This window comes from Labrys sp. LIt4 (assembly GCF_017813775.1).
GTDB classification, from domain to species: Bacteria; Pseudomonadota; Alphaproteobacteria; order Rhizobiales; family Labraceae; genus Labrys; species Labrys okinawensis_A.
The window spans coordinates 17,760-37,873 of the sequence record NZ_JAGIPY010000014.1 but is presented as its reverse complement, the minus strand read 5'-3'; the positions used below and the strand labels follow the sequence as shown (position 1 = coordinate 37,873).

Annotated in this window: 16 protein-coding genes and 1 tRNA gene; 3 read left to right on the top strand and 14 right to left on the bottom strand. The window is 65.7% G+C overall.

Annotated features, from left to right (window positions below; translation table 11 throughout):
* Positions 1-75 precede the first annotated feature (75 nt).
* From kduD to J8I29_RS22595, 3 genes are all read right to left on the bottom strand, one after another.
* Positions 76-876: a 2-dehydro-3-deoxy-D-gluconate 5-dehydrogenase KduD gene (gene kduD / locus J8I29_RS22605; RefSeq protein WP_245197257.1), complete on the bottom strand. Its 801-nt coding sequence runs from the start codon at positions 874-876 to the stop codon at positions 76-78.
* Positions 873-1,718 (bottom strand): 5-dehydro-4-deoxy-D-glucuronate isomerase, encoded by an 846-nt coding sequence (gene kduI, locus J8I29_RS22600; RefSeq protein ID WP_209433383.1) that lies wholly within the window; start codon positions 1,716-1,718, stop codon positions 873-875. The genes kduD and kduI overlap by 4 nt, the downstream gene beginning before the upstream one ends.
* A gap of 141 nt (positions 1,719-1,859) precedes the next feature.
* Positions 1,860-2,621, bottom strand: a complete 762-nt coding sequence (locus J8I29_RS22595) for a GntR family transcriptional regulator (protein ID WP_105863610.1) — start codon at positions 2,619-2,621, stop codon at positions 1,860-1,862.
* Positions 2,622-2,953: 332 nt separating this feature from the next.
* On the opposite strand from J8I29_RS22595, the gene J8I29_RS22590 reads away from it, so the two are divergent.
* On the top strand, positions 2,954-3,994 hold the full coding sequence (locus J8I29_RS22590; protein WP_209433382.1) for an alpha/beta fold hydrolase: 1,041 nt from the start codon (positions 2,954-2,956) through the stop codon (positions 3,992-3,994).
* Between the two features lie 6 nt (positions 3,995-4,000).
* On the opposite strand, the gene J8I29_RS22585 is transcribed toward J8I29_RS22590, so the two are convergent.
* The 3 genes from J8I29_RS22585 to acs all read right to left on the bottom strand — a co-directional run bounded on the left by J8I29_RS22585 (position 4,001) and on the right by acs (position 8,613).
* The gene (locus J8I29_RS22585; protein WP_209433381.1) at positions 4,001-5,797 is read right to left on the bottom strand and encodes a chloride channel protein; all 1,797 of its coding nucleotides are present in this window, start codon (positions 5,795-5,797) and stop codon (positions 4,001-4,003) included.
* Positions 5,798-5,923: 126 nt separating this feature from the next.
* Positions 5,924-6,661 carry a DUF4241 domain-containing protein gene (locus tag J8I29_RS22580; protein WP_181161236.1) on the bottom strand — a complete coding sequence of 246 codons (738 nt, stop codon included), beginning with the start codon at positions 6,659-6,661 and terminating at the stop codon, positions 5,924-5,926.
* Positions 6,662-6,666: 5 nt separating this feature from the next.
* Complete coding sequence (gene acs, locus J8I29_RS22575) at positions 6,667-8,613, bottom strand: acetate--CoA ligase (RefSeq protein ID WP_209433380.1); 1,947 nt, start codon at positions 8,611-8,613, stop codon at positions 6,667-6,669.
* Positions 8,614-8,957: 344 nt separating this feature from the next.
* On the opposite strand from acs, the gene J8I29_RS22570 reads away from it, so the two are divergent.
* Positions 8,958-9,785 carry a class I SAM-dependent methyltransferase gene (locus J8I29_RS22570; RefSeq protein WP_209433379.1) on the top strand — a complete coding sequence of 276 codons (828 nt, stop codon included), beginning with the start codon at positions 8,958-8,960 and terminating at the stop codon, positions 9,783-9,785.
* A 73-nt stretch (positions 9,786-9,858) separates the two neighbouring features.
* Here the strand turns inward: J8I29_RS22570 and J8I29_RS22565 are convergent, their stop codons facing one another.
* The 7 genes from J8I29_RS22565 to J8I29_RS22535 all read right to left on the bottom strand — a co-directional run bounded on the left by J8I29_RS22565 (position 9,859) and on the right by J8I29_RS22535 (position 18,843).
* A complete protein-coding gene (locus J8I29_RS22565; protein WP_209433378.1) occupies positions 9,859-13,038 on the bottom strand; it encodes an efflux RND transporter permease subunit in 3,180 nt (1,059 codons plus the stop codon).
* A 2-nt stretch (positions 13,039-13,040) separates the two neighbouring features.
* Positions 13,041-14,258, bottom strand: a complete 1,218-nt coding sequence (locus J8I29_RS22560; RefSeq protein ID WP_209433377.1) for an efflux RND transporter periplasmic adaptor subunit — start codon at positions 14,256-14,258, stop codon at positions 13,041-13,043.
* A 243-nt stretch (positions 14,259-14,501) separates the two neighbouring features.
* Positions 14,502-15,923, bottom strand: coding sequence for a DHA2 family efflux MFS transporter permease subunit (locus tag J8I29_RS22555; RefSeq protein ID WP_209433376.1), 1,422 nt, complete (start codon positions 15,921-15,923; stop codon positions 14,502-14,504).
* A complete protein-coding gene (locus J8I29_RS22550) occupies positions 15,920-16,582 on the bottom strand; it encodes a TetR/AcrR family transcriptional regulator (protein ID WP_105863617.1) in 663 nt (220 codons plus the stop codon). The genes J8I29_RS22555 and J8I29_RS22550 overlap by 4 nt, the downstream gene beginning before the upstream one ends.
* Positions 16,583-16,735: 153 nt before the next feature.
* Complete coding sequence (modA, locus tag J8I29_RS22545) at positions 16,736-17,554, bottom strand: molybdate ABC transporter substrate-binding protein (RefSeq protein WP_209433375.1); 819 nt, start codon at positions 17,552-17,554, stop codon at positions 16,736-16,738.
* Positions 17,555-17,762: 208 nt separating this feature from the next.
* Positions 17,763-18,416, bottom strand: coding sequence for a peptide-methionine (S)-S-oxide reductase MsrA (msrA, locus tag J8I29_RS22540; RefSeq protein WP_209433374.1), 654 nt, complete (start codon positions 18,414-18,416; stop codon positions 17,763-17,765).
* 106 nt (positions 18,417-18,522) lie between these two features.
* Complete coding sequence (locus J8I29_RS22535) at positions 18,523-18,843, bottom strand: hypothetical protein (protein ID WP_209433373.1); 321 nt, start codon at positions 18,841-18,843, stop codon at positions 18,523-18,525.
* 235 nt (positions 18,844-19,078) lie between these two features.
* On the opposite strand from J8I29_RS22535, the gene J8I29_RS22530 reads away from it, so the two are divergent.
* Positions 19,079-19,168, top strand: a tRNA-Ser gene (locus J8I29_RS22530).
* A gap of 220 nt (positions 19,169-19,388) precedes the next feature.
* On the opposite strand, the gene J8I29_RS22525 is transcribed toward J8I29_RS22530, so the two are convergent.
* On the bottom strand, positions 19,389-20,087 hold the full coding sequence (locus tag J8I29_RS22525; RefSeq protein ID WP_209433372.1) for a hypothetical protein: 699 nt from the start codon (positions 20,085-20,087) through the stop codon (positions 19,389-19,391).
* Positions 20,088-20,114 lie beyond the last annotated feature (27 nt).

Sequence of the window (20,114 nt, the reverse complement as noted above, 5' to 3'; positions counted from 1 at the left end):
TAACGGCCAAAAGCGGCCGCTGTGCGAATTCCTTCTCCCCTTGCGGGAGAAGGTTCGTTGCGCCTTATCGGCTCGTCAGCGCGCCAGCCAGCCGCCATCCACCGGGATGGTGATGCCGTGGACATAGGCGGAGGCCTGCGAGGCCAGGAACACGGCCGCGCCGCCAAGATCGGCGGGAGCGCCCCAGCGCCCGGCCGGAATGCGCGCCAGGATCTGGCCATTGCGCTCGGCATCGGCGCGCAAAGGCGCCGTGTTGTTGGTCGCCATGTAACCGGGGGCGATCGCGTTGACGTTGATGCCCTTGGCGGCCCATTCGCAGGCAAGCAGCTTGGTCAGCCCCATCAGCCCGCTCTTGGCCGAGGTGTAGGAAGCGACGCGGATGCCGCCCTGGAAGGACAGCATCGAGGCGATGTTGATGATCTTGCCGCCGGCGGGTCTGCCGTCGGCCCTGGAGGCAAGCATGGCGCGGGCCGCCGCCTGGGCCAGGAAGAAGGCCGATTTGAGGTTGACGTCGATGACCGCGTCCCAGTCCTCCTCGGTGAAGTCGAGGGCATCGGCGCGGCGGATGATGCCGGCATTGTTGACCAGGATGTCGAGCGCACCGAAACGGTCGAGCGCCGACTGGACCACCTCGGGCAGAGGCGCCGTGGTGGAAAGGTCGGCGGTGACTGCCAGGAAGGCGCCGCCCTGCGCCTCGATCGCCGCCCGGGTTTCCTCGGCGGGGCCGCGATCGACCCCGACGATGCTGGCGCCGGCCTGTGACAGGGCGATGGCAACGGCCTGCCCGAGCCCCGTGCGCGATCCCGTCACCATCGCCACCTTGCCGGTGAGATCGAAGGGATTGGCGAAAGCCGTGTTCATCGTCGCGCCGCTCATCGCAGATCCGCCGTCGCGACCATGTCCATGTCGGCATAATCCTGGTTGTCGCCCGCCATGGCCCAGATGAAGGTATAGGCACCGGTGCCGACGCCGGAATGGATCGACCAGGGCGGCGAGATCACCGCATCGCCCTCGCCCACCACCAGATGGCGGGTCTCCTGCGGCTCGCCCATGAAATGGAAGACGCGCGCATCGGGCGCGAGGTCGAAATAGAGATAGACCTCGTTGCGCCGGTCATGGGTGTGGCAGGGCATGGTGTTCCACACCGAGCCCGGCGCCAGCGTGGTCATGCCGAAGACGAGCTGGCAGGAGTCGACCGCGCCCGGGATCAGCATCTGGTGGATGCTGCGTTCATTCGCGGTACTCTTGTCGCCAAGCTCCAGGATCCGCCCGACCGAGGCGTCGATCCGCCGCGTCGGACAGCTGCGATGGGCGGGAGCGGAGAGAAGGTAGAAGCGCGGCGGCGCGGCGCCGTCGCTGACTTCGAACACAACCTCGCCGGCCCCCATGCCGACATAGAGGGCCTCGCGCGTGCCGATGTCATGAGCTTCGCCGTCGACCCGCACGATCCCCGGCCCGCCGATATTGACGATGCCAAGCTCGCGCCGGGCCAGAAAGCTCGACTGCCCGACCTCCTTCGGCGTCTGCAGGGCCAGGGGCGCGTCGACGGGACAGGCGCCGCCGATGATCATGCGCTCGACGTGGGAATAGACCAGCTTGATGCGGCCGGCGGCGAACAGATCGGGGATCAGGAACTCGCGGCGCAGGCCCTGCGTATCCAGGCTCTTGACGGCTTCGGGGTGGCTGGCGTGGCGAATTTCGAGGGACTGGTAGGACATAGGGACTTTCTGGATTGTCGGGATCGCTGGGATGGGCCGCTTGAGAACCGGCCGCGGCTGGGGGAATCGAGGATTGTCATCCCCGGCGGGGTCGAAGACCCCGGGAAGAGGATGACAGAGCGCTGATGTACGGACAGCTTCTCACCGGAACAGCAGCGTCTCGAAGGCAGCGGAGATACCGGCGGCATCCCCGGAGAAATAGTCTGGGTTGTGATCGCGGATGGAGGCCAGGCTCCGGCGCAGGCCGTCGAGATGATGATCCATGGCGCGGCCGGCCTTCTCGGCGTCATGCGCCTCGATGGCATCGACAATGGCGCCGTGCTCCTCGACGACGCGCAGCATGCGCCCGGCCTCCGGCAGGGTCAGCCGGCGGTAACGGTCGAGCTGGGTCTTGACCTGTTGCACCATCTCCCAGGCACCGGGCCGGCCCGCCGCCATGGCGAGGGCTGCGTGAAAAGCTTCGTCCGCTTCATGAAAGGCATTGATGTCGCCAGCCCCGAGGCTCTCGCGCTGGCGCTCGATCAGGCCGCGCAGCAGGGTGACGCTGCTGCCCCGAGCCTGATGGGCGGCGGCGCGCGCCGTGGCGTGCTCGACGGCCGAGCGCACGAAGATCGCATCCGGCAGGATGGCGGCGGGAATACGGGCAACGCGCGTGGCCGACCGCGCTGCGATCTCGACCAGCCCCTCGTCGGCCAGACGCAGCAGCGCCTCGCGGACCGGCGTGCGGCTGACGGCATGCGCCGCCGCGACCTCGGCCTCGGCAATCTTCTCGCCAGGCAGCCTGATCATGGAGACGATCTCGTCCCGCAGCGCCCGATGCACGGCCGCCGCCGTCGTCATGCCCGGCTGAGCCGCAAGCGGCCTCCCGCCGGTACGATCCTGGAAATGGCCAAAGGCGCTCATCGCTCTCACCATATCTGATATATCAGATATCCTAGCTATTTTCGCAGGCGGCGTCAACGGCATGGACGCCGCCCTGATAGGAGCGGGTCCCCCATCGCCTTCCGGCACGACCTCAAACATGTTCCAGGTCGCAAGAACCGGCCGCGGCACAGCAGGAAAGGGGCGTCATCCCAAGTCGCATTGGGCTCGAGCCATAGAACGTCATTGCGAGCGGAGCGAAGCAATCCAGGAGCCCCGAACTCCAAGCTTGCAGGCCTCTGGATTGCTTCGCTCCGCTCGCAATGACAGGTCGACCTCTCGCAAGTTGGGATCAACCATTCCTGGAGCGTTCCATGCGCCGTTTCTCTTTCCTCCTCGCCCTTGCCGTCTGCCTGGCAGGCCATGCTGCCCTGGCCGGCGAGCCGATCGCCACCAAGGTGTTCAACATCCCCGATCCGGGCGGCAAGCGGCCGCTGCAGGCGCGGCTGTGGTATCCGACCGCCGCCTCCGGCCCCGTGACGATGGTGGGCGGCCGGGACGGAATCTTTCCCGGCATCCAGGTCGTGGAGAATGCCCGCCCCGCAGCCGGCAGCCACCCGCTCGTCCTGCTGTCGCACGGCTTCGGCGGCAATTGGCGGAACCTGAACTGGCTGGCGGCAGACCTCGCCGGGCAAGGCTACATCGTGGCAGCGCCCGATCACCCCGGCACCACCACTTTCGACAAGCGGCCGGAACAGGCAGTCCGCCTGTGGGAACGCCCCCGCGATCTCAGCCGGGTTCTCGATGCCGTCAGCGCCGCCCCGGGCCTTGCCGGCCCCATCGAGGCGGGCCGCATCGCCGCCATCGGTCATTCCCTCGGCGGCTGGACGGTGATGGCATTGGCCGGCGGGCGGTATGACGCGGGTCGCCTTCCCGCCCTTTGTTCGCCCGCGCCTCTTTGCGAAGCGCTCACGGCTCTCGGGCTGCGCGACGGCGGGGCCGATCGCGCTAGGTTGGGCGCCGACCTCCGCGATAGCAGGATTGGCGCCGTGGTCTCCCTAGATCTTGGGCCCGCGCTCGGCTTCACGCCGGAAAGCCTGGCCGATGTCAGGATACCGGTTCTGGTGCTTGCGGCAGGAACGCCGGTTCCCGGCATCGCAGCCCTGCAGCAGGATTCAGACTATCTCGCCAAGGCGCTGCCGCAGACCACCACGCGCTATCTGCCGATCCCCGACGCCACCCATTTCAGCTTCATGCAGCTCTGCCTGCCGGGTGCGCCCGCCGCCATCGAGAGGATCGCCCCGGGCGAGAGCTTCGTCTGCCGGGACGGCGGCACGCGTGACCGAACGGCCTTGCACCGCCAGATCGGCGACGAGATCCTCGCCTTCCTGGCCCGCGTCCAGCCCTCGCGATAGGGGAAGCTAGACGCCGCCCGCCAAATCGCGGCGAGCGCGGTCCGCGGCTTCGGCATAGCGGCGCAGGGCGTGGGCTTCCGACAGGAGGCCGATGACATGGCCGGCCTCGTCCACCACCGCCAGTGCCTCGGCCTCGCAGCCCTCCATGCGCTCGGTCGCTTCCTTCAGCGTCATGCCCGCCGTCAGCACCTCGTCGCGATAGAGCGCGAGGTCCCCGACCGGACTGCCGCCATCCTGGTTCTCCGGGCTCACCTGGTAGGCATCCGCGACCCGGATCAGCCCGGCGTAGCGGTTGGTGAGGGTGTCGACGGCCACGATGTAATGGGTGGTGCCGAGCGGGTGGGCATTGCGGAAGACGACGAGCGAGGCGTCCTTGTCGACCGTCGGCGCCGGCTTGCGCATGACGCGGCCGACGGTGAGGTCGCGCGCCCAGCCGATGTCGTGGGCACTGCGGATCGCCTCGCCGCGCAGATGGAAGCGCCAGGTCGCGAAGGAATAGCCGAAGGTCTCGCGCACGGTGATGGAGGCGATGATCACCGCCAGCAGCACGGCGACGGTGAGCTGGAAGTCCCCAGTCATCTCCAGGACCAGGAAGCTCATGGTCAGCGGCCCGCCCATCACGGACGCCGCCAGAGCCGCCATGCCCGCAAGCGCGGCAGCATGGGGCGTCAGCCCGGCGGTGATCGAGAACAGATGGATGCCGCCGAGATAGAACTGCCCCACCAGCGCGCCCAGGAAGAGCGAGGCAAAGAACAGGCCGCCGCGAAAGCCCGAGCCGAGCGAGATGCAGGAGGCCATCGCCTTCAGCACGATCAGCCCGCCCAGCACCAGGAGCGGCAATTCGCTGCCGGCCAGCATCTTCACCAGCGCGCCGTGCCCCGATGACAAGACCTGCGGCGTGATCAAGGCGAGCCCGCCGACCATCACTCCGCCGAGGCCCGGCATCAGCCAGATCGGCAGGGGCAGGCGGCGAAACCCCTTTTCCGTCATGGCGACGCCGAGCATCACCAGGATGGCGACGGCGGCGCTGAACAGGCCGAGTCCGACCAGGGCCGCAAAGGAGGAGGCCTGAGGCCGGAACCCGACATTGATGACGAAGGCGTAGGAATCGATCCCAAGCAGATGGGTGACGATGGTGCCGGCGATGGCTGCGGCGGCGACGGGCGCCAGATGCGAAACGGCATAGGTGCCGATGATGATCTCGAAGGCGTAGAAGGCGCCGGTCAGCGGGGCGCTGAAGGCGCCGGCAATGGCGCCGGCCGAACCGCAGCCCACCAGCAGGCGCAGATCCGCGCGGCGCAGATGGAAGCCGAGGCCAAGCCGCGAGGCGATGCCGGAGCCGACCTGCGAATAGGCGGCCTCGAGCCCGACGGAAGCCCCAAAAGCATTGGAGATCCAGGTCTGGATCACCACGATGATGCTGCCGGTGAGCGACAGGCGCCCGCCATGCAGGGCGTTGGCCTCGATCGGATCGACCGGGCGCGGCGAGCGGGTCCGCGCCAGAACCAGGTTGAACAGGCCGAGCAGCAGGCCGCCGAGCAGCGGCATCGAGACCGCCAGGATCACCGGCAGGCCGAGAGTGCCGCTCAGCCGCTCCTCCGATTGCAGGCCGAAGAAGAGCTCATGCGCGAGCTGCGCGGTGGCGGCGACGCCGTAGACGGCCAAGCCGGCCAAGGCCCCGACCACGGCCGCGAGCGCCACCATGCCGCTCTCGCTGCGCCGCACCAGCAGGCGCATCCAGCCAGGGATGATCCGGTCGAAGGCAAGGTTGAGAGCTTGGCGGGAAAAACGCTGATTGGACATGGCAAGCTGGCCCGCCTCCGTCGGAGGCAGGAGTAAGGGGAAGGCCGATCCATCCTGTGTAGACGCTTGCCGTGAACGGCAAAAGTCCGCAAGCGACGAAAATTGGCTCGATCGGGGCGGGGAGCGTTATTCCTGCCGGCCGGGGTCATCCACCACGCGCAGATCGGTCAGCAGCATTGCCACGCTGCCGTCGGCCGCCAGGCCGAACCAGGACGGATAGGCGCCATCGCCCCAGCCGCTCGAGAACAATACGAGGGCATGGGCACCTCGGGAGACCGGCAGGGCGAAGGGTAGCCCGTGCTCCTTGCCATAGCTCTCGGCCTGGCGGATCCAATCGTCATCGAGGGCCTGCATCTGATCGGGGGGGAGGGCGACAATCTCCGCGCCAACGGCGGGATCAAGAAAGGCGCCGGTGCCCGCATCGACCGGGAAGCCGTAATATTCGTTCTTGCCGAGCTTGGCCGGGTCCTGCCCCGGCACCAAAGCCCGTTCCCAGGTCACGACCGGCGCCTGCGAGAATTCGACGCGCGCAAAGGCAATGCGATCGCCGAAACGCTTCGAACGCATGACAGCGATGCGTACGGGAAAGCGCCCCTTCGGCACGGCGCGAATGAAGGGCTTGGCCTCGATGAAGACGAAGGGATCGCAGGCCACGATCTGGCCCGTGGACACCGTGACCTCGCCGAGAACATGGCTGTCGAGCGGCACGGATGTCCCCTTGACCGTCCCCGTCGCGCCGGGCCGGAAAGCCGCTTCGAAGCGGGCGGCATCCGGGCGCAACGGCCCGTCATCCGCCCGTGACGGGGCGGCGGTGCCGAAGCAGCAAGCCAGCGCGGCAAGAAATGCCCACCGGATTCCCGGCACCGGTCTCAGCCCTTGGGCTTGTTCTGGCGGTTGGCGATGAGGTCCTCCACCACCGTCGGGTCGGCCAAGGTGGAGATGTCGCCGAGCGAGCCGAAATCATCCTCGGCGATCTTGCGCAGGATGCGGCGCATGATCTTGCCCGAGCGGGTCTTGGGCAGGCCGGGCGCGAACTGGATGAGATCGGGCGAGGCGATCGGCCCGATCTCGCGGCGTACCCAGCCGACCAGTTCCTTGCGCAGGGTCTCGTCGCCGCTGCTGCCCGCCATCAGGGTGACATAGGCATAGATGCCCTGACCCTTGAGATCATGGGGGTAGCCGACAACGGCGGCTTCCGACACCAGCTCATGCGCCACCAGCGCACTCTCGACCTCGGCCGTGCCCATGCGATGGCCGGAGACGTTGATGACGTCGTCGACGCGGCCGGTGATCCAGTAATAGCCGTCCTCGTCGCGGCGGCAGCCGTCGCCGGTGAAATATTTGCCCTTATAGGCGGAGAAATAGGTGTCGAAGAAACGCTGGTGGTCGCCATAGACGGTGCGCATCTGGCCCGGCCAGGAATCGGCGATGACGAGATTGCCCTCGCAGGCTCCCTCCAGCACATTGCCTTCGGCGTCGACGATCTCGGGGCGCACCCCGAAGAAGGGCCGCGTGGCCGAGCCCGGCTTGAGCCGGGTGGCGCCGGGCAGCGGCGAGATCAGGATGCCGCCGGTCTCGGTCTGCCACCAGGTATCGACGATCGGGCAGCGATGGGCGCCCACCACGCGGTGATACCATTCCCAGGCTTCCGGATTGATCGGCTCGCCTACCGAGCCGAGCAGGCGGAGCGAGGCGCGCGAGGTCTTCTTCACCGCCTCCTCGCCGGCTCCCATCAGGGCGCGGATCGCGGTGGGAGCGGTGTAGAAGATGGTGACCTGGTGCTTGTCGATCACCTCCCAGAAGCGAGACACCGACGGATAGTTCGGCACGCCCTCGAACATCAGCGTGGTGGCGCCGTTACACAGCGGGCCGTAGACGATGTAGGAATGGCCGGTGACCCAGCCCACATCGGCGGTGCACCAGTAGATGTCGCCCGCACGGTAATCGAAGACATATTGGTGCGTCATCGCGGCGTAGACGAGATAGCCGGCCGTGGTGTGCAGCACGCCCTTCGGCTTGCCGGTGGAACCGGAGGTGTAGAGGATGAACAGCGGATCCTCGGCAGCCATTTCCTCGCAGGGGCACTCGTCGGAGACATTGGCGGCGAGATCGGCGTAGAAGTGATCGCGCCCGGTCACCATCGCCACCGGCGCGCCGGTGCGCTTGACCACCACCACCGAGGAGACGCCGCCGACCTTGGCCAGGGCCGCGTCGACATTGGCCTTGAGGGGCACGCGCTTGCCGCCGCGCAGGCCCTCGTCGGCGGTGATCACCACGGTCGAGCCGCAATCGGTGATGCGGCCGGCGAGGGAATCGGGCGAGAAGCCACCGAACACGATGGAATGGACGGCGCCGATGCGGGCGCAGGCCAGCATGGCGAAGGCCGCTTCGGGGATCATCGGCAGATAGATGGTGACACGGTCGCCCTTCTTGACGCCCTCGCCCTTGAGCACATTGGCGAAACGCTGCACTTCGCTGGCGAGTTCGCGATAGGAGATGTGGCGGCTTTCGGAGGGATCGTCACCCTCCCAGATGATGGCGGTGCGGTCACCGTGCTCGGCGACGTGGCGGTCGACGCAATTCCAGGCGACGTTGGTGGTGCCGTCCTCATACCAGCGGATCGAGACGTCGGGCTCGAAACGGGTGTTCTTGACCCTGGTATAGGGTTCGAACCAGCCGATTCTCTTGCCATGCTCTCCCCAGAAGGCCTCGGGATCGCTGATGGAGGCTTCATACATCGCCTGGTAGCGCGCATTGTCGACATACGCTTCCTCGGCCCATTCGCGCGGAACGTCGTAGATCTTGGCCTCAGACATGCCTTCCTCCCATCGGCCGGGGTCGTGCCGCGGCCTTCCAACGCGCACCGGCTTTAAAACCGGCGTTTCCTCGAGAGCACGGCGCGTTTTAGCCAAACGCCCTTCTCTCCAGCTCCTTGTTTCAAGCCTATCCGATGGATCGGCCCGGGCGTCTTTGCGATTCCGCAAAAATCGCAAAACGCTTTGTTAGAACGCTTATGACAAAGCGCCTGCGCAGGGCAAGTCCCCGCGCGCTCCAGCCGATACTGCGACATGCCTGTCATTGCTTGGCCGCGCGCGGTATAGTGACTGCTGAACTTACGATGCCACCGCTTAATACCATCCCGCCAAGAAAGGATGCGGCCATGGACATCGAAGGCGCCGTCGCCAGCCATTACACGCAAGGTTCGCTCGAACGCACGCTGTTTGCGGCACTGGAGGCCGCCGGCAAGGATCCCGACCGCCTCACCACCGGCGATCTCGCCGGCATCGACGAGTTCCATCTCGGCTGGGCCGCCGCCACCGAGGAACTCGCCGAAGATCTCGGTTTCACCCATGCCATGCATGTGCTCGATGTCGGCTCGGGCATCGGCGGGCCGGCAAGGCATCTGGCGCAGGCGCTTGGCTGCAGCGTCACCGGTATCGACCTCACGGCCGAATTCGTCACCGTGGCGGAAGCGGTGACCCGGCGCTGCCATCTGTCCGGACGGGTCTCCTTCGTGCAGGGCAGCGCCCTCGCGCTGCCCTTCGAGACCGCGAGCTTCGACGGCGCCACCCTGTTCCATGTCGGCATGAACATCGCCGACAAGGACACGCTCTTCCGCGAGATACGCCGGGTTCTCAGGCCGGGAGCGCGCTTCGGCGTCTACGACATCATGCACCAGGGCAAGGGCGAACTGCCTTTCCCGATGCCCTGGGCGATGACCTCGGCCACCAGCTTCGTCGAACCGCCGAGCCGCTACCGCCAGGCCCTGGCCCAGGCCGGCTTCAGCCTGGAGCTCGAGCGCAGCCATCGCGACCTTGCGCTCAGGCTCGGCCGCGAGATGAAGGAGAAGGTGGCCCGCGAGGGCCCGTCGCCGCTCGGTCCCCAGGTGCTGATGGGCGAGAACGCTCCCCTGCGCATCGGCAATGTCATGTCGGCCCTCGCCGATGGGCTGATCGCCCCCATCGAGATGATCGCGCGGGCCGCCTGACATCGATTTTTCCTGGGAGGGCAGGCGAGGATGTGCTCCCCCAGGAACGTCCTTTGCCCAGGGGTGCGGCTCCTCACCGCATCGCCACCGCCCGCGGTTCGGGCAGGACCAGATCCTGGTCTTCCCCCGGCTCTGCAGCCAGGAGGGTTTCCGGCGGCTCGCCCGACTCCTCCGCATCGCGGCCGCTTCTCAGCCATTTCGAAAAGCCGTCGAGATAGAGATAGATCACCGGCGTGGTGAACAGGGTCAGCACCTGGCTGACGATCAGGCCGCCCACCATGGCATAGCCGAGAGGCTGGCGGATCTCCGAGCCGGTGCCGGAGCCCAGCATCAGCGGCACGCCGCCGAGCAGGGCCGCCATGGTGGTCATCAGGATCGGCCGGAAGCGCAGGAGGCAGGCCCGGCGTATCGCCTCCACCGCGCTCATGCGGTGATCGCGCTCGGCGACGATGGCGAAATCGACCAGCATGATGCCGTTCTTCTTGACGATGCCGATCAGCAGGATGACCCCGATCAGGGCGATCAGGCTGAAGTCGAAATGGAACAGCAGCAGCGTCGCCAGCGCCCCCACCCCCGCCGAGGGCAGGGTTGAGAGGATGGTGAGGGGGTGGATGAAGCTCTCATAGAGGATGCCGAGGATCAGGTAGACCACCACCAGGGCCGCGACGATCAGCATCGGCACCGAGGCGAGCGAGTCCTGGAAGGCCTGCGCCGTGCCCTGGAAGGTCGAGCCGATGGTGGCCGGCAGCTCCATGCGCTTTTCCAGAGCCTCGATGGCGGCCGTGGCCTGCCCGAGCGCCACGCCGGGCGCCAGGTTGAAGGAGATCGTCACCGCCGGGAATTGTCCCTGATGGTTGATGGCCAGCGGGCGGACGGGATCGGTGCTCCATTTCGCAAAGGCCGAGAGCGGCACCTCGCCGCCGGTAGTCGGCGAGCGCAGATAGATCTGCTGCAGCGTCGCCGTGCTCTTCTGCAGGGAAGGCAGCACCTCCAGGATGACGTAATAGGTCGAGAGCTGGGTCGAGAATTGCGCGATCTGGCGCTGGCCGAAGGCATCATAGAGCGTGGCGTCGATGATGTCGGGCGTCAGCCCGTAGCGGGCGGCCTGGTCGCGGTCGACCGACAGGGTCAGCGTGGTGCCGGATGCCTGCTGGTCGGAGGCGACGTCACGCAGCTCCGGCATCGTCTTCATGGCTTCCAGGAGCTTGGGCGCCCACTGGTTGAGCTGGTCGATGTCGGTGCCCTGCAGGGTGAACTGGAACTGCGTGCGCGAGGGCCGGCCGCCGAGGCGCACATCCTGGGCCGATTGCAGATAGAGCCGCGCGCCTTCGACCGCGGCGGTCTGGCGCTGCAGGCGGCGGATCACCTGGTCGGCCGAGGCGCTGCGCTCGTCGCGCGGCTTGAGCGTGATATACATGGTGCCGTCATTGAGGGTGTTGCCGTTGCCGCCCATGCGCATCGCCATATGGGCGATGGCCGGGTCCTTCAGCACGATGGCGCCCAGCTCCTCCATATGGCGGGCCATGTCGGCCACGGACGTATCCTGCGCCGCCTCGACGACGCCGGTGATCAGGCCGGTATCCTGCTGCGGGAAGAAGCCCTTGGGGATGATCACGAACAGATAGCCGGACAAGGCCACCGTGGCGAAGAAGGTCAGCAAGGTGAGGAAGCGGAAGCGCAGCACGAGGTCGAGGCCGCGTTCATAGGCGTTCACCATGGCTTCGAAGAAGGACTCGCTGAGCTTGTAGAGCCTGCCGTGACGCTCCTCGTGAATCGGCTTGAGGAAGCGCGAGGCCATCATCGGCGTCAGGGTCAGCGAGACGAAGGCCGAGACCACGATGGTCATGGCGAGGGTGATCGCAAATTCGCGGAACAGCCGCCCGATGATGCCACTCATCAGAAGGAGTGGAATCAGCACCGCGATCAGCGAGATGCTGATCGACAGGATGGTGAAGCCGATCTCGCCGGCCCCCTTGAGGGCAGCGGCCATCGGCTTCTCGCCCTCCTCGATGTGGCGGGTGATGTTCTCCAGCATGACGATGGCGTCGTCGACCACGAAGCCTACCGCGATGGTCAGCGCCATCAGCGAGAGATTGTCGAGGCTGTAGCCGGCCAGCCACATCAGGGCGCAGGCGCCCAGCAGGGCCAGGGGCACGGTGATGGAGGGGATCACCGTGGCCCATACGCTGCGCAGGAAGACGAAGATCACCATGACGACGAGGCCGATGGTGAGCAGCAGCGTGAACTGCACGTCCTTCACGGCGGCGCGGATGGTCTGGGTGCGGTCCGACAGCACGGAGATCTTGATGGCGGGCGAAATGCCGGCCTCCAGGCGGGGCAGCACCTTCATGACATTGTCGACGGTTTCGATGACGTTGGCGCCGGGCTGCTTGAAGATCACCAGGAAGACGCCGCGCTTGCCGTCGGCCCAGCCGGCCTGGGTGTCGTCCTGAGGCGCGCTCACCGCCTGCCCGATGTCGCGCACACGCACAGGACTGCCATTGCGGTAGGCGATGATGACGTCGTTCCAGTCCTTGGCGTCGGTGAGCTGGTCGTTGGCATAGATGGTGTAGGAGCGGGTGGCGCCGTTGAAGGTGCCCTTGGGATTGTTGACGGTGGTGACAGCGAGCGGCGTTCGCACGTCCTCCAGCGACAATCCCTTGGCCACCAGCTTGGCCGGATCGACCTGGACCCGGATCGACGGGGTCTGCTGGCCGCCGACATTGACCTGGCCCACACCGCCGATCTGGCTGATGGCCTGGGCCAGCTTGGTGAGCGCCTGATCGGAAACGTCGGTCAGCGGCAGCGTGTCGGAGGTGGCGCCGAGCAGGAGGATAGGGGAATCGGCCGGGTTGACCTTCCGATAGGTCGGCGGGCTCGGCAGGTTCTTGGGCAATTGCCCATTGGCGGCATTGATGGCCGCCAGCACGTCCGCGCCGGCGCCGTCGATATTGCGGGACAGGTCGAACTGCAGGGTGATCTGGGTCGAGCTCGTCTGGCTCGACGAGGTCATCTCCGAAATGCCGGGGATCAGCGAAAACTGCGTCTCCAAAGGCTGGGCCACCGACGAGGCCATGGTGGCGGGGTCGGCGCCGGGCAGGCTGGCGGAGACCTGGATGGTCGGGAAATCCACTTCCGGCAGCGGCGCCACCGGCAATTGGGGATAGGCGATGATGCCCACGAACAGGATGCCCACCATCAACAGGGTGGTGGCGACCGGATAACGGATGAAGGGGGTTGAGATGCCGGGCATGATCAGTCTGCCTTCCCAGTAGGATTGGTGCCCGCCTGCGGCGCGGCCTGCGCGGCGACCTTCCCATCGGCTGAGGCCAGCGGCCGGGCCTCGACCTCTGCCCCGTTCTGCAGGCGTGCCTGGCCGGAGACCACCACCTTCTGCCCGGCGGACAGGCCCTGGCTGACCACGGCACGGCCATTGCCGCTCATGCTCACCTGGATCGGCGTCGCCACGGCCTTGCCGTCGTCGCCGATCACATAGGCGAAGAGGCCGGATGGCCCGTGCTGGACGGCATCCTCGGGCACCACCAGGACCTGCTTGAGCGTGTCGACCAGCAGGCGGGTGTCGACCGACAGGCCGGGCCAGAGCGCATTGTCGGCATTGTCGAAGCGCGCCTTCAGGCTGATCGTGCCCGTCGCCTGGTTGACGGTGTTGTCGATCACCGCCAGCGTGCCGTGGGAAAGGACGGTCTGGCCATCGGAGCTCAGGGCCACGACCGGGGCCGGCCCGTGATCGAAGGCTTTCGCGATGGCCGGCAGCAGATCCTGAGGTTCGGTGAACTGCACGGCGATAGGCTGGAGCTGAGCGATCGTGACGATGCCGTTCTGGTCGGCGGCATGCACGATGTTGCCCGGATCGATCTGCCGGAAGCCGGTGCGGCCGGTGAAGGGCGCCTTGATGGTGGTGTAGTCGAGATTGGTCCGGGCATTGGCGATGGCAGCGTCATCGCCCTGGATCTGCGCCTTGACCTGGTCGACCAAGGCCTGCTGGGTGTCCACGGCCTGCTGCGACTCGAAGCTCTTCTGGGCGAGATTCTGGAAGCGCTGCAGGTTCAGCTGGTCGTTCCTGAGGCTGGCCTCGTCCTGGGCCTTCTTGGCGATCGCCTGGTCCAGCGCGGCCTGATAGGGACGCTTGTCGATCTCCACCAGGGCATCGCCCTGCTTGACCATCTGTCCCTGCTTGAAGAACACCCTGGTGATCTCGCCGTCGACCCGGCTTCTCACCGTCACCGTCTTGAAGGGTGAGACCGTGCCCAGGCCCTCGACCTCGACCGGATAGTCGGCTTTCGCCGCCGTTGCGAAGGTCACCGGCACTTTGGCGGCGGGCGCGGCCTGGGCCTCGGTCGCCGGGGCAGCCTGGGCAAGGTGGCGCCAGGCCGCATAGCTTGCCAGCCCGACCATCAGGATTGCCAGCCCGGCGGGCCAGCGGCGGCGCCTGCGTTCACGTTCGATATTCATGGGTCCGATCCGTCGAATCGCGCCTGCCTGCAAGCGCGCCTGCTCTCGGACGTTTCGTCACTTATGCACTCGAGCCCGATCCATAAGCCAGGAAACGTCCTGGGGTTCGGACCCGATTTGGGCGGCGATGACGACGGAAGTGTGGGCCAGTGTTAAGGGATGTTTCTGCCAGACTTCGATTGGTGTCTGGAGGCTCCGGATCACCCCATCGTGATACCGTGTGATGGGACCGCGCCGCTCGCTTCACTCCGCCGCGGCGGGCGTGCGGGGCGCTGGGGCGAGCAGCTCGCTGCCGACATTGCGCGGCAAGGTGAGGAAGATCAGGCCCGAGGTCACGGCGATCATGCCGATCATCAGGAACACCGGCGGGAAGACCGGCGCGGTGAGATGGCTGGCCCCATGCAGATGCATCGAGGTCTCCAGCGCCAGTGCCGCGATGGAAACGCCGACCGAACCCGCCAGCTCCTGCAGCACCGAGGTCATCGAGGTGACCCTGCCCATCAGCTCGGGCGGAATGTCCGAGACCCCGGCGGTGTTGATCGAGGTGAATTGCAGCGAACGGGTGAAGCCGGCGGCAAGCAGGGTCAGCGAGATCAGCAGCACCGGCATGCCCGCGTGGAACAGGGCCGGGGCCGCCACCAGGCAGGAAGACAAGAGGGCGTTCCAGGTCAGCACCCGGCGAAAGCCGAGCCGGCGCAGGATCGGCCCGGCGAGCGCCTTCATGGCCATGGCACCGGCGCCGGTGGCAAGCGTCAGCAGGCCGGACTGGAACGGGCTGAAGTCGAAGCCGAGCTGGAAATAGAGCGCCAGCAGGAAGGGCGTGGCGCCGACGCCGATACGAAACAGGAAGCCGCCACCGATGGCGGCCCGGAAGGTCGGAAAGCGCAGCAGCCTCAGTTCGATCAGCGGGTTGGCGACCCGCCCGGCATGGTAGACATAGAGGCCGATCAGCCCCAGGCCCGCCACGGCCAGGCCGATATTGACGCTGGCCGGCACCAGGTCGAGGCCCGACAGGGTCGCCCCGCCCATCAGCGCCACCAGGCCCGGCGCCAGGATGAGAAAGCCGACGAGGTCGAAAGGCCGTCGCTCGTTCTCGCGCACATTGGGCACGTAGAGGCTGGCCAGGACGATGCCGAGCACGGCGATGGGGATGTTGATCCAGAAGATCAGGCGCCAATGGAAATAGGTGGTGATGAAGCCCCCGAGCGGCGGCCCGCTCAGCGGGCCGAGCAGAGCCGGCAGGGTCAGCCACATCATGGCGTTGACGAGGTCGTGCTTGGGCGTGGTCTTGAGGATGATCAGCCGGCCAACCGGCGTCATCATCGCCCCGCCCATGCCCTGGACGATGCGGGAGGCCACCAGTTCGGTGAGGTTGGAGGACAGGCCGCAGGCGATCGAGCCGAGGCCGAACACCACGATGGCGGCGCGAAACACGGTGCGGGCCCCGAAGCGGTCGGCCATCCAGCCGGAGGTCGGAATGAAGATCGCCAGCGACAGCAGATAGGAGGTGAGGGTGAGTTTGAGATAGATCGGGCTGGTGCCGAAATCGCGCGCGATGGTGGGCAGCGCCGTCGACAGCACCGTCGAATCCAGGTTTTCCATGAACAGGCCGGTGGCGATGATCAGCGGCAGCAATCGGTCCTGCGATTTCAGCCCCTCGCTCACGAGGGTGCTCTCCCTCCGCGGCCGCGCTGGCCCGGCTTGAGCCGGGTGACCACTCCTTCCGGCGCCGGCCGCCCCTGGGCGATGCCGTTGAGCGCCATGTCGACCACGTCGCGCGTCACCTCGACGTCGGAGAGATAATCGGCACCCACCCCGGTCCAAGCCATGCCGATCAGCAGCCGCGCCGCCATGTCGGCATCGTAGATCCGAGCCTCGCCGCGGCGCTGGGCTTCCTCGATCACCGTGATCAGACGCTGGGCGATGGCGCCGCGGCGGCGGCGGAAGATGCGCCGCTTGGAGTTTTCGCCCTCGTTGAGATCGCGGATGGTGCTGAGATGGGTGCGCACCGTGGGCACGATCTCGGCGACGAGATAGGTCAGCCGCTCGCGGAAATTGCCCTCGCGCAGCAGCGCCGTGTCGAGCCGGACCTCCAGATCGTCGAGCGTCTGGGCAAACACCGCTTCGAACAGCGCCTCCTTGCTGGCGAAGTAGCGATAGACGGTGGCCTTGCCGATGCCGGCTTCGAAAGCGATGTCGTCCACCGAGGCCGCATCATAGCCCTGGCGCGCGAAGATGCGGCCGGCCGCGTCCAGCAAATTGTTGCGCCGGACGTCGCGCCAGTGCTCTTCCCCCGTGGACTTGTCGTCCGTGCGCTGCTCCATGATGGCCCCGAATCAAAACCCGGTGGTTACGGATAAAACCAACGAGTCTCATTTCTTGCCCGAATTCCGGCCAAATTGGGAGAGGACGAAGCGCGGGATTGGACACAATCGAGTGAGGATTGTTGCCGGTCTATGAAGCAGGGCCTCCTCGGCCTATTCCTTCAGCAGCGTGAAGCCGGCCTTGGCAAAGGGTTTCCGGCCGTCCGGCGTCTTGAGATAGCTTAGGAAACCGGCAGCATCGGCGCTCTTGGAAACGGCCGTCAGACCGAAGGGATAGACGATCGGCTCATGCGAATCCTCGGGGAAGGTGGCGACGACCTTTACCTTCGGATCGGCGGCGGCATCGGTGGCGTAGACAACGCCGAACTTGGCTTCGCCGCGCGCGACCAGAGCGAGAGCGGCACGCACATTGTCGGTCTGCGCGAATTTCGGTTCGACCGCCTTGAGGATCCCGAGCTTCTCGAAGGCGGCCCGGGCATATTTGCCGGCCGGCACCGTCTTCACTTCGCCGACGGCGATCTTCCCCTCGCCGATGGCACCGGCGAGATCGACGCCGGGCTTGAGTTCGATGGTGGCGGCGGCATCGGCCGGCGCGATCAGGACCAGGGCGTTGCCCAGAAGCTTCACCACGCTGCTTTCCTGGATCAGCTTCTTGTCGACGCCGTATTTCATCCAATCGAGATCGGCCGAAGCGAAGATTTCGGCCGGCGCCCCCTGCTCGATCTGCTTCATCAGCGCCGAGGAAGCGGCATAGGAAATCACCACCCTCTTGCCGGAGCTTGCGGTCCAGGCCTTGGCAGCCTCGTCGAGCGAGCCCTTGAGGCTGGCGGCCGCAAAGACGGTAACCTCCCCCTCCTCCGCCGCTGCCGGCGCGGCCTTGGCGGCAGAAGCATCCCCGGCCCGCGCCATGGCTGGCGCTAAGGCGAGGCCGACGGAGAGAGCCAGAAAAGCCCGGCGGGCGAAGCGCAACATGCTGAAATCCCCTGACAGCCGCAATGGCTATATATCATGGAATATAGCGATGAGGGAGGGAGTGCAAGACAGGCCGGCAGGCGCGCATGTCGCGCCTGCCGGACAGGGATCGAAAATATGTGGAACTCGGGCGGCTCAGAGCCCGTTAGGCCCGGAACGAACCCGGCAATGACGAAAATCGGGTTTCACCGATTTTCGGTCGGGCTCTTCAGGCCGCCACGCCCACGCCGATCGGGCAGGAGACGCCCGTGCCGCCCAGGCCGCAATAGCCGGCCGGGTTCTTGGCCAGATATTGCTGGTGATAGGCTTCTGCATAATAGAAGGGCGGTGCCTCCAGGATCTCGGTGGTGACGGCACCATAACCCTTGGCCGCCAGCGCCTCGCTATAGCGCGCCTTGGCCGCCTCGGCTGCCTGGCGCTGCGCCTCGCTGGTGACATAGATGCCCGAGCGGTATTGCGTGCCGATATCGTTGCCCTGGCGCATGCCCTGCGTGGGATCATGCGCCTCGAAGAACACCTTCAGGAGCTGATCGTAGGATATGGCCTTGGGGTCGAACACCACCTTCACCACCTCATTGTGCCCGGTGAGGCCGGAACAGACCTCCTCATAGGTGGCATTGGGAGTGAGACCGCCGGCATAACCCACCGCCGTGACCAGCACGCCCGGGGTCTGCCAGAATTTGCGCTCGGCGCCCCAGAAGCAGCCCAGGCCGAAATAGGCCGTCTCGCTGCCCGCGGGATAGGGGCCCTTCAGGGCCGCGCCGTTGACGAAATGGGTATCCGCCGTCTCGATGGCCTCGCCGCGCCCCGGCAGGGCTTCGTCGGCGGAGGGAAACGCCGTCTTCTTGCGAAAGCCTAACATGTTCTTCCTTCCTGTTCTTATGGTTGCCACACCAATATGGGTGTACGGACCGCCCTTGTCAGGGGCCAGTTCCATCACGGATGCGTCAGCCCGGCTGCGCCGCCCTTCACAGATGCGAGACATAGCCGATCCGGCTCGCCGGCGGCCGGCCCAGCCAGAAGAACAGGGCCGAGAGCATCACCAGCACCAGCGCGAAGGGCAGGCCGAGCAAAGGCGAGACCAGATTGTTCCACAAAAACACCGAGAGCGACGCTTCCACCCAGGCGCGCATATGCTCATAGCTCGCGGGGCTGAGCCAGAGCCAGACCGCGCGCACCGGCAGGAAGACGAAATGATTGTCGGCAATCGAGCGCGTACCGTCGACCACCGCGGCCACGAAAGCGGCGGCGACCAGGAACAGGCCGAGCGAACGAGCCAGGAAACGCATCACGCACTCCACCACTGCACTGTGACAGTCTAGCGCGGGGCCTCCCTCGCGCGTAGGAAATTCGAGCTCGAAGGTGAACGTTTCCGAAGAGGCGAGCAGACGATCCGCATCAGACCCGGGCCGCGCCCTACATACCGCATGCGGCTTGCCTGGCGAATGAAAGCGCCGCCACCTTCAAAAAACTGCAATCCCCCGTTTACAAATTGCGCCGACATCGCCATAAGCACCGCTCGACGGAAGGGTGGCCGAGTGGTTGAAGGCGCACGCCTGGAAAGTGTGTATACGGGAAACCGTATCGCGGGTTCGAATCCCGCCCCTTCCGCCAACCATGTCTCGGTTGGTTCACTGAATTGCCTCCCTCGCGCGGTATTGGCGTCCACCACCAGCAAGCACAGTAAACCAACGCCTCCATGCGCCTGTTCGATATAGCCTGATCATGTCTTGCAGACTTGCGCCATGCAGAATGGGCATCTTGCGCCCCTGAAACTCGCCGGCACGGCCGTGGTTTGGAACGCTCCGACCCCGGCACTCTCGTTTGTCACGCCTCAGCCCATCCTATCGAACGGAATAATTCCTTTGTTGCGCAGGATTTCCTGCCAATGATCCGCGTAGCGATGAGCGAATGTCTCACGTTCATTTTGCGGGCGAGCAAAATATAGGTCGACAAGCTCGCTAAAATCTCCGTCCCGCGTTTCTACTTGTTCCAACCAATCAACCCAGTGACCGATCTCATGCAGAAGGGTTCGATATAGCTGTGTGGAGCGTACAGCCTCAATTTTGCTAGAGATTATGTGATTTCGACCTATCCGCTCGATGTCATGACCATCGGCGCGAAGCCTCTCGAGCTCGGTCGCGTCTTCCCGATCCAGGCTAGTAGGCCATTTGATGACCTCATTGGCCTTGCAGGCTTCTAAAAATAGCGCGGGCCCTCTCCAGCGGCCACGCCAGGGAATGAATGTGAGATCAGCAAGATAATACAGCCTTCCCCATGCAGGATTTATTATCCGGGTCTTTCGAGTTGACTGACGGAAAACAAAGGTATCCAGCCACGTCAAATCAGCGCTCGGAATGTGCGAAAGCATGAACAGCACGTCATCAACTGAACAAGCATGCAGGAAGCCGTCGTTAGGATGTTCGACGATGAATGTAATCTTTTTCCCATTCACTTCGCGAATCAACTTTTCATGAGGGCCGATCTGCGCAGTACTCCCGTGATTCGAAGCGAAAAGCCGCGGAATTACCATCCGATTATTTTGTCCGCGCCCCTGCTT

Bases quoted from the DNA above. Each gene is read 5' to 3' on its own strand.
- J8I29_RS22585 (WP_209433381.1), bottom strand. From the start codon at position 5,797: ATGTCCAATCAGCGTTTTTCCCGCCAAGCTCTCAACCTTGCCTTCGAC.
- kduI (WP_209433383.1), bottom strand. From the start codon at position 1,718: ATGTCCTACCAGTCCCTCGAAATTCGCCACGCCAGCCACCCCGAAGCC.
- acs (WP_209433380.1), bottom strand. From the start codon at position 8,613: ATGTCTGAGGCCAAGATCTACGACGTTCCGCGCGAATGGGCCGAGGAA.
- msrA (WP_209433374.1), bottom strand. From the start codon at position 18,416: ATGTTAGGCTTTCGCAAGAAGACGGCGTTTCCCTCCGCCGACGAAGCC.
- J8I29_RS22535 (WP_209433373.1), bottom strand. From the start codon at position 18,843: ATGCGTTTCCTGGCTCGTTCGCTCGGCCTGTTCCTGGTCGCCGCCGCT.
- kduD (WP_245197257.1), bottom strand. From the start codon at position 876: ATGAGCGGCGCGACGATGAACACGGCTTTCGCCAATCCCTTCGATCTC.
- J8I29_RS22525 (WP_209433372.1), bottom strand. From the start codon at position 20,087: ATGGTAATTCCGCGGCTTTTCGCTTCGAATCACGGGAGTACTGCGCAG.
- J8I29_RS22560 (WP_209433377.1), bottom strand. From the start codon at position 14,258: ATGAATATCGAACGTGAACGCAGGCGCCGCCGCTGGCCCGCCGGGCTG.
- J8I29_RS22565 (WP_209433378.1), bottom strand. From the start codon at position 13,038: ATGCCCGGCATCTCAACCCCCTTCATCCGTTATCCGGTCGCCACCACC.
- modA (WP_209433375.1), bottom strand. From the start codon at position 17,554: ATGTTGCGCTTCGCCCGCCGGGCTTTTCTGGCTCTCTCCGTCGGCCTC.
- J8I29_RS22595 (WP_105863610.1), bottom strand. From the start codon at position 2,621: ATGAGCGCCTTTGGCCATTTCCAGGATCGTACCGGCGGGAGGCCGCTT.
- J8I29_RS22550 (WP_105863617.1), bottom strand. From the start codon at position 16,582: ATGGAGCAGCGCACGGACGACAAGTCCACGGGGGAAGAGCACTGGCGC.
- J8I29_RS22570 (WP_209433379.1), top strand. From the start codon at position 8,958: ATGGACATCGAAGGCGCCGTCGCCAGCCATTACACGCAAGGTTCGCTC.
- J8I29_RS22590 (WP_209433382.1), top strand. From the start codon at position 2,954: ATGCGCCGTTTCTCTTTCCTCCTCGCCCTTGCCGTCTGCCTGGCAGGC.